Source organism: Pseudomonadota bacterium, assembly GCA_030860485.1.
Taxonomy (GTDB): Bacteria; Pseudomonadota; Gammaproteobacteria; order JACCXJ01; family JACCXJ01; genus JACCXJ01.
On sequence record JALZID010000036.1, the window covers coordinates 1 to 7,351 of the forward strand.

8 protein-coding genes, 4 tRNA genes and 2 pseudogenes are annotated in these 7,351 nt (G+C 65.1%); 10 read left to right on the top strand and 4 right to left on the bottom strand.

The genetic code is table 11. The annotated features are described in order from the left end of the window. A partial coding sequence (locus tag M3461_01560; protein ID MDQ3773150.1) for a hypothetical protein occupies nucleotides 1-462 on the top strand: 462 nt, incomplete at its 5' end. Here the strand turns inward: M3461_01560 and M3461_01565 are convergent. Beyond that, complete coding sequence (locus tag M3461_01565; protein ID MDQ3773151.1) at nucleotides 459-653, bottom strand: hypothetical protein; 195 nt, start codon at nucleotides 651-653, stop codon at nucleotides 459-461. The genes M3461_01560 and M3461_01565 overlap by 4 nt on opposite strands. Here M3461_01565 and M3461_01570 point away from each other — a divergent pair. Together M3461_01570 and M3461_01575 are read left to right on the top strand one after the other, a co-directional pair. Next, the gene (locus tag M3461_01570; protein ID MDQ3773152.1) at nucleotides 637-1,269 is read left to right on the top strand and encodes an ATP-binding protein; all 633 of its coding nucleotides are present in this window, start codon (nucleotides 637-639) and stop codon (nucleotides 1,267-1,269) included. The two genes, M3461_01565 and M3461_01570, sit on opposite strands and share 17 nt — an antisense overlap. Before the next feature lie 40 nt (nucleotides 1,270-1,309). Beyond that, nucleotides 1,310-1,536 (top strand): annotated as a pseudogene (locus M3461_01575) (type II toxin-antitoxin system MqsA family antitoxin). On the opposite strand, the gene M3461_01580 reads toward M3461_01575, so the two are convergent. Beyond that, nucleotides 1,503-2,276: a UDP-2,3-diacylglucosamine diphosphatase gene (locus M3461_01580; GenBank protein MDQ3773153.1), complete on the bottom strand. Its 774-nt coding sequence runs from the start codon at nucleotides 2,274-2,276 to the stop codon at nucleotides 1,503-1,505. The pseudogene M3461_01575 and the gene M3461_01580 overlap by 34 nt on opposite strands. Nucleotides 2,277-2,332: 56 nt before the next feature. On the opposite strand from M3461_01580, the gene M3461_01585 reads away from it, so the two are divergent. The 7 genes from M3461_01585 to M3461_01615 all read left to right on the top strand — a co-directional run bounded on the left by M3461_01585 (nucleotide 2,333) and on the right by M3461_01615 (nucleotide 5,677). After that, nucleotides 2,333-2,929, top strand: a complete 597-nt coding sequence (locus M3461_01585) for a glutamate--tRNA ligase family protein (protein ID MDQ3773154.1) — start codon at nucleotides 2,333-2,335, stop codon at nucleotides 2,927-2,929. Then, the gene (gene cysS / locus M3461_01590; GenBank protein ID MDQ3773155.1) at nucleotides 2,929-4,362 is read left to right on the top strand and encodes a cysteine--tRNA ligase; all 1,434 of its coding nucleotides are present in this window, start codon (nucleotides 2,929-2,931) and stop codon (nucleotides 4,360-4,362) included. Before M3461_01585 ends, cysS begins: the two co-directional genes overlap by 1 nt. 110 nt (nucleotides 4,363-4,472) lie before the next feature. Then, a tRNA-Pro gene (locus M3461_01595) sits at nucleotides 4,473-4,549 on the top strand. 31 nt (nucleotides 4,550-4,580) lie between these two features. Beyond that, nucleotides 4,581-4,657 (top strand) — tRNA-Arg (locus M3461_01600). Between the two features lie 104 nt (nucleotides 4,658-4,761). Further along, nucleotides 4,762-4,837 (top strand) — tRNA-His (locus M3461_01605). A 31-nt stretch (nucleotides 4,838-4,868) separates the two neighbouring features. Then, nucleotides 4,869-4,944: transfer RNA gene (locus tag M3461_01610), tRNA-Lys, on the top strand. A gap of 412 nt (nucleotides 4,945-5,356) precedes the next feature. Next, nucleotides 5,357-5,677 carry a hypothetical protein gene (locus tag M3461_01615; protein MDQ3773156.1) on the top strand — a complete coding sequence of 107 codons (321 nt, stop codon included), beginning with the start codon at nucleotides 5,357-5,359 and terminating at the stop codon, nucleotides 5,675-5,677. 35 nt (nucleotides 5,678-5,712) lie between these two features. Here M3461_01615 and istB read toward each other — a convergent pair whose 3' ends face one another. Both istB and M3461_01625 read right to left on the bottom strand, forming a co-directional pair. Then, nucleotides 5,713-6,471, bottom strand: a complete 759-nt coding sequence (gene istB, locus M3461_01620; protein ID MDQ3773157.1) for an IS21-like element helper ATPase IstB — start codon at nucleotides 6,469-6,471, stop codon at nucleotides 5,713-5,715. 26 nt (nucleotides 6,472-6,497) lie between these two features. After that, nucleotides 6,498-7,351, bottom strand: a pseudogene (locus tag M3461_01625) (IS21 family transposase).

A 7,351-nucleotide genomic window follows, 5' to 3' on the forward strand; every position in this document is an offset into this window, starting at 1 on the left:
TTCACCGAGGAACAGCCCCATCTGCTGCCGCTACCCGATAACCCCTTCCCCACCGAGGAGCGCCTCGAAGTCAGCGTCCGCAAGACCCCTTATGTGCGTTTCGACCTCAACGACTATTCTGTCCCCCATACCCAGGTGCACCGCACGCTCCTCGTTTTGGCTACGCTCGAGACGGTGCGCATCCTCGATGCAGAGCAGGTGATCGCCACCCATCCGCGCAGCTTCGACCGCGGCGCTCAAATCGAAGACCCCACCCACCTCGAAGCGCTCCTCAAGCACAAACACGCCGCTCGGGCCCACCGTGCCCAGGACCGCCGCAGCACGCCGCCCAAAGCGCGAAGCGGCTCTTCCTACGTGCCGCCGAGCGGGGCGTATACCTGGGCGTGCTCACCCGCGGCCTGCTCCAGCTCCTCGATACCCACGGCGCTGCGGCCTTGGAAGAGGCCATCGCGGCCGCGCTAGCCGAAGACGCCGCCCACCTCGGCGCCGTGCGCCACTTCATCGACCGGCACGCGCAGGCCCGCGGCCAACCCCCACCCCTCGCAGTGGCCCTGCCCGACGACTCCAGGTTGCACGCCCTCACCGTGCACCCACATGCGCTGAGTGATTACGAAGACCTCACCCCGGAGTCCACCGATGAACGCACCGGCCACGACCCTCACGCTTGACACTGCTCGCCCGCGCCTCCGCCGGCTCGGCTTCTACGGGCTCGCCGCGCACGCCGAGACCTGGATGAACGAGCCCTGCCTCGCGCGCATCCTCGACATCGAAGACCAAGAGCGCCAACACCGCTCCCTCAAACGCCGCCTCGACAACGCCCGCCTCGGCGCCTTCAAACCCCTCGCCGACTTCGATTGGGCCTGGCCCACCCAATGCGACCGGGCCTTGGTGGAAGAGCTCTTCTCCCTCGCCTTCATCCCGGAAGCCGCCAATGTGGTCCTCATCGGACCCAACGGCCTCGGCAAGACGATGCTCCTCAAAAACCTCGCCCACCACGCGCTCCTACACGGCTATACCGCCCGCTTCACCCTCGCCTCCGACATGCTCCACGACCTCGCCGCCCAGGACTCCACCACCGCGCTCGCGCGCCGACTGCGCCGCTATACCACACCCACCGTGCTCGCCATCGACGAGGTCGGCTACCTGTCCTACGACGCACGCTACGCCGAACTGCTCTTCGAAGTCGTCACCCGCCGCTACCAAGAGCGCTCCATCCTCCTGACGACCAACAAACCGTTCGGCGAATGGAATAACCAGTCCTTATTGTAAAGATACTATTGTTACACTACACCTAGAGGGCGTACGCGAGATAAAGGCGGGCCGAGGCAAACACACGAAAGTGGAGCCGAAGTCTCGCATAGTTCGCGTGCGCTGAAGAGCGGGCTCTCCCAAGCACAGCTTGCAGCAGCTCTTGGCGTTTCGAAGCGCACCCCAGAGCAGTGGGAGCAGGGTCGGCGCGAGCCTTCGGGCGCGGCAAAGACACTCCTGAAGATCGCCGAGCGTCATCCTGAAGTGTTCCTTGAGGTTGCGGCATGATGCACGCAAGTACCGACGACATCGGCGATCCGGGTGAGCGTCGGACCGCGCTCGTCGAGGACCAGGACGCTGTCCGTCTGGTACCAATCCCCGAGCACGACACGGCGCGCCTCCCCGCTCTGCAGCACCAGCCGATGGATGGCGGGGCGGTGGGTGTGGCCGTGGATTAGCTGCCGGACGCCGTGGGCCTGCATCGTCTCGACGACCGCCTCCGGGGTGACGTCCATGATCGCCTCGGCCTTGCCCTGGGTCGCCATGCGGCTGCCTTCGCGCGCCTTCTGGGCGAGTGCCGCGCGCTCGGCCAGCGGGCGGGCCAGGAAGCCCGACTGCCACCTCGGGTCGCGCACCTGCCGGCGGAAGGCCTGGTATTCGAGGTCCTCTGTGCACAGGGTATCGCCGTGCATGAGGAGCGTCCGCTCCCCGTAGAGATCTACTACGGTCGGATCGGGTAAGAGGGGGCAGCCCGTCTCTGCTTCGAAATCCGCGCCCATGAGGAAATCGCGGTTGCCCCGCATGACGTACACGGGTATCCCCGAGGCGCAGAGATCGGCGAGCGCGGCCAGCACCTCGGGATGCGGGGGCCGATCGTCGTCATCGCCGATCCAGGCCTCGAAGAGATCTCCCAGGATGTAGAGCGCCTCGGCCCCGCGCGCCGGCCCGGCGAGGAGCGCTTGGAAGCGCATGAGCGGCTCGGGACGCAGCGCGTCGAGATGGAGATCGGAGATGAACAGGGTCGCCATGTGCTGGGCTCGCGGTGTGCCGTGCTTATAATGGCACATCCCCCCCGCACCCGCCCATGATCAAGACCCGTTTCGCCCCCAGGCCCACCGGGCTCATGCACCTCGGCAAGGTGCGCACGGCGCTCTTCAACCATTGTCTTGTGCGCCGCGAGAAAGGCGTGTTCCTCCTGCGCATCGAGAACACCGATCCGGCGCGCGGCGCCGAGGGATCCGTGGCCATCGTCGAGGACCTCCGCTGGTTGGGTCTCGATTGGGACGAGGGTTCCGGGGTCGGTAGCGCGGCGGGGGCCTTACCGCCAGTCGGAACGTGGCGCGGCTATGCCGACTATTATCGAACGCTCGAGGCGGAGCGTCGTGCTTATCCCTGTTTCTGTACGGCAGGAGAGTTGGCCATGACCCGCAAGGCCCAGTTGGCAGCGGGCACGGCCCCGCGTTATCCCGGAACCTGCGCACGGTTCGACGCCGATCGGATCGAGGCCAAACGGCGCGCCGGCAGCCCCGCGACCCTGCGCTTCCGCGTGCCCCAACGCATGCCGCTGCGCGCGGCGCTCACCGGCCGGATCGACGGACCGGACCTCGCAGCCCTCATCGCCTTGATGCCGCGCGAGGGCGTCCGGGAGCGGTTCGCGGCTCTCATCAAGAAGGAACCCTGATGCTCACGATCTACAACACCCTGACGGGCACCAAAGAGCCCTTCACGCCCATGGTGGCCGGGAAGGTCAGCCTGTACGTGTGCGGGATGACGGTGTATGACTACTGCCATCTGGGCCACGCCCGCGTCATGGTGGTGTTCGATGTCGTGACCCGCTATCTGCGCGCGCTCGGCTACGAGGTCACCTATGTGCGCAACATCACCGACATCGACGACAAGATCATCCGGCGCGCCGCCGAGGCGGGCGAGGATATCGGGACGCTGACCGAGCGCTACATCGGGTTCATGGACGAGGACGGGCAGGCGCTCGGGGTTCGGAAACCGGATCTCGAGCCGCGCGCCACCCGACACATCGAGGTCATGACGCGCATGATCGAGCGGCTCTTGGAGCGCGGCCATGCCTACCTCGGAAAGAACGGCGATGTCTACTACCGGGTGGCGAGCTTTGTCGAGTATGGAAAACTCTCGGGGAAGCGACCCGAAGCGTTGCGCGCCGGCGCCCGGGTAGAGGTGGACGAAGCCAAGGACGATCCGCTCGATTTCGTGCTCTGGAAGCGCGCCAAACCGGGAGAGCCGGCGTGGGCATCGCCCTTCGGACCCGGGCGTCCCGGCTGGCACATCGAGTGTTCGGCCATGGCCACCCATTGCCTGGGCGATTCCTTCGACATCCACGGGGGCGGACAAGACCTCCAGTTCCCCCACCACGAGAATGAGATCGCCCAGTCCGAGGGCGCAACCGGCCAGCCCTTCGCCCGAGTGTGGATGCACAACGGCTTCGTGCAGATCGAGGAGGAGAAGATGTCGAAGTCACTCGGCAACTTCTTCACCGTGCGCGACGTCCTCCACCGCTACCAGCCCGAGGAGGTGCGCTGTTTCCTCTTGGCCAGCCACTACCGGAGCCCGCTTCACTACTCGCAAGAGAACCTGGAGCATGCCCGGCAGGCGATCACACGGCTCTACCTGGCGCTACGCGATTGGCCCGACGACGGACAACCGGGCCGACAAGGATGTCGGGCTTTTGCGGAGGTACAGGATGACCCCCCTGTGCAGGAAGATGGCTTCGAAGCGCGCTTCCGCGCGGCCATGGACGATGACTTCAACACCCCCGAGGCCATGGCCGTGCTCTTCGATCTGGCGCGCGAGGTGAACCGGTTGCAGGAGTCCGACCGCGCGGCCGCGGGCCAACTCGCGGCCCGGCTGCGTCGTCTGGCCGCGGTCCTGGGTCTCTTGCAATCGGCGCCCGAGCGCTATCTCCGCCACGGATCCGAGGACGACGGGCCGGCCGACGCCGAGGTGGAGGACTGGATCACCCGACGCAGCGAGGCCCGCGCCCGCAAGGACTGGCAGGAGGCCGATCGGATCCGCCTGCGGCTCGCTGCCCAAGGCGTGGTGCTGGAAGACGGGCCGGGCGGCACGCGCTGGCGGCGCGGATAGCCCCGCACCGACGCGTGCCGGTCCATTGACGCCTTGAAGACGGGTGCGTATCATCCCTCGCGCTTCCGCGACCATCTATATACCTTATTTGGCGATGCACATCGGCCTCTCGGGGCATAGCGCAGCCTGGTAGCGCACCTGCTTTGGGAGCAGGGAGTCGGGGGTTCAAATCCCTCTGCCCCGACCACGTCTCCCCGGCGAAACCGGGGACCCGCAAAGCGCCTGTAGCTCATGCGGATAGAGCATCGGCCTTCTAAGCCGAGGGTAGCAGGTTCGAGTCCTGCCAGGCGCGCCATTGCGCGGTGGGGTTCAGGGCATGCCCCCTGCCCCACGCCTGCCAGCGTACGGAGAGGCCGTTCGGGACGCGAAGTACCGTTACGCTGTCGAGCGGTCACGATGGTGGGCGTAGCTCAATCGGTAGAGCCCCGGATTGTGGATCCGGTTGTTGTGGGTTCAAGTCCCATCGCTCACCCCATCCCCTGACTGCGCCTTGCCAGTACCCGCGCGGGCCGTTAGCTCAATTGGTAGAGCAGCTGACTCTTAATCAGTAGGTTGGAGGTTCGAGTCCTCCACGGCCCACCAATAAAATCAAGGTATTACGTGATTCTCAGCCCTGTACGCTCTAGCCGTGTAAGCACTGTGTAAGCGTTTGGCCGCGGCCGCTGCCTTGGCGCTCATGTAAGAGCTTCACGGTCTCCGAGCGCATGGCCATCGGCAAAAGCATGGCGACGCGGTTGGGGGAACGACGCGGCGGGGACAGCGCCGCACGATGAGATCCGGTTCCGAGAGATCCCTTGCTACCCGCCGCTGGGGTGGTCTGGCGCGGACGATGCGGCCGATGCGGATGGTTCTACGAGGCTCTACGCGCGAACTACGAGGTGTTCTGGTGGCGCCCGACATTCTGTTGCCCGAGGGGGTTGCGTCATGAGCGGTTTGGTAGCTGAAACGGTCGCGAGCCCAGGCTCGGTTTAACTCGCAATCTAATCTTGTCCGCTTGCGCTCGGGCGAGCCGGGCGCGCTCGGCGACGGGATCGTGTCCGTTGCCCTTGGATGCGCATCCTACCTGGTCGGCCTGAAGACTGAAGCCGAGATTGCGAATATGGTGGAAGTGCTGATCCGGGGCTATCGCGGGCGCAACGGCATCGCGATCCAGGATCAGCAGGCGCTGTTTCCCGACAACGACCGTACGGCGCAATCCAAGATAAGAATCCACCATGCCCCGAAAAACATCGAGGCCCTATTCCTCGATGCGCAATCCGGTCAATCTGATCACTCAATCCGGCGCAAACTGATCACCCGTTCCGGTCGAAACTGATCACCCCTTCGGAGCGCAGCGACGCGGGGTTGGCATTATAAGCGTGTCGACTGGGTGTCGGTCAACGATCTCGCTCGCTTTCGCATCGATTCTCCTTTCAGGTTAAGCCGGTAGGCGTTGTGCACGAGCCGGTCTAGGATCGCGTCGGCCAGGGTGGGATCGCCGATGAGCTCATGCCAGTGCTCGACCGGGTATTGGCTGGTCACCACAGTGGAACGCCGCTCGTAACGGTCCTCGAGGATCTCGAGCAGATCGCGCCGCTGCTCTTCGGTCAGGGCGGCGAGGCCGAAGTCATCGAGGAGGATCACATCGAGGCGGGCGAGCTGTGCGAGGAGCTTGCGGTAGCGACCATCCCCGCGGGCGATGGCGAGCTCGGTGAGCAAGCGCGGTAGACGCAGGTAGCGGGCGGTGAAGCCCTGCCGACACGCTTGATGCGCGAGCGCGCACGCCAACCAGCTTTTTCCGATCCCGCTCGGTCCGGTGATGAGCACATTGAGGTGCTCGTGCAGCCACTGGCAGGTGGCGAGCTTTTTTATCAGGCTCTTGTCCAAGCCGCGGTGATGGCGATAATCGATATCCTCCAGGCAGGCGGTGGAACGCAGCGCGGCGGTGCGCAAACGGGTCTGCAAACGGCGGTTGTCGCGCTCGGTGCTCTCGGCATCGAGCAACAGACCGAGGTGCTCCTCGAAGCTCAGTGTATCGCTGTCGGGCACGTGGCGCTGAGCCTCCCATGCGCGCGCCATGCCGGTCAAATGCAAGGCATGCAGTTTTTCGATCGTGGGATGGATCAACATGATAACTCTCCTATCGTGGGTGTGGATCAGTGGTAATAACCGGCGCCGCGCACGTTGTCGTGAGGGATCGCCGGGGTGGAAGACGCCGTGGCCGGTAATGGCTCGCCGTCCAAACCACGTTTAAATCGACTCGACACTCTTGTAGCTGTGAGCGCCGAGGACGAGAGCGCGCCGGCAGGCCGCCTCCAGACGCGCGACACCGTAGTGCTTACCCAACCGCATGATGCCCAGGCAGGAGCGGAAGCCCTGCTGGGGATGGGCGCGGGTGGTGAGGATGACTGCGACGAGCTTGGCGGTTGCCGCGCCACTCTTTTCGGCCCAGTCGATGAGCCGCCGCGGTGTCCAGGCGGCGTAGTGCTGATGGGCCTTGGGCATGTGCGCCGGATCGGTGGTGTGTCGCCCCTTCAGATGCGAGCGCACGTGTGAGGCGACGCGTTGGCCGCGGTAGAACAGCTCCACGGTGTGCGCCGTGACACGTGCGTCCACGACCTGACTGACCAGCGCGTAGGGCACCGAGTAGTAGTGGCGGTCGACCTCGACGTGATAGTCGATATGCACCCGTGGTTGCTGCCACTCGGCGAACACGTAGGGCTCTACGGGTAGCGGCTTCATGGCCGGACGGTCGAGCTGTTCGAACAGCGTGCGGCGCGAGCCTGGCAGCTTGCGGAACGGACGCCGGTTCAGTGCCAAGAGCAACGTGTCGATCTCGGTATTCAGATCGCCGAGGCGGAAGAACGTGTGATGACGCAGGCGCGCCAAGATCCAACGTTCGACCAGGAGCACCCCATTTTCAGCTTTGGCTTTATCACGCGGCTTTCTGGCCCGCGCTGGGATAATCGCCACGCCGTAATGTTCGGCGAACTCTTGGTACGTCGGATTC

Excerpts from the sequence above, each read along its gene's own strand:
- M3461_01570 (MDQ3773152.1), top strand. The coding sequence starts at position 637 with ATGAACGCACCGGCCACGACCCTCACGCTTGACACTGCTCGCCCGCGC.
- M3461_01580 (MDQ3773153.1), bottom strand. The coding sequence starts at position 2,276 with ATGGCGACCCTGTTCATCTCCGATCTCCATCTCGACGCGCTGCGTCCC.
- M3461_01585 (MDQ3773154.1), top strand. The coding sequence starts at position 2,333 with ATGATCAAGACCCGTTTCGCCCCCAGGCCCACCGGGCTCATGCACCTC.
- cysS (MDQ3773155.1), top strand. The coding sequence starts at position 2,929 with ATGCTCACGATCTACAACACCCTGACGGGCACCAAAGAGCCCTTCACG.
- istB (MDQ3773157.1), bottom strand. The coding sequence starts at position 6,471 with ATGTTGATCCATCCCACGATCGAAAAACTGCATGCCTTGCATTTGACC.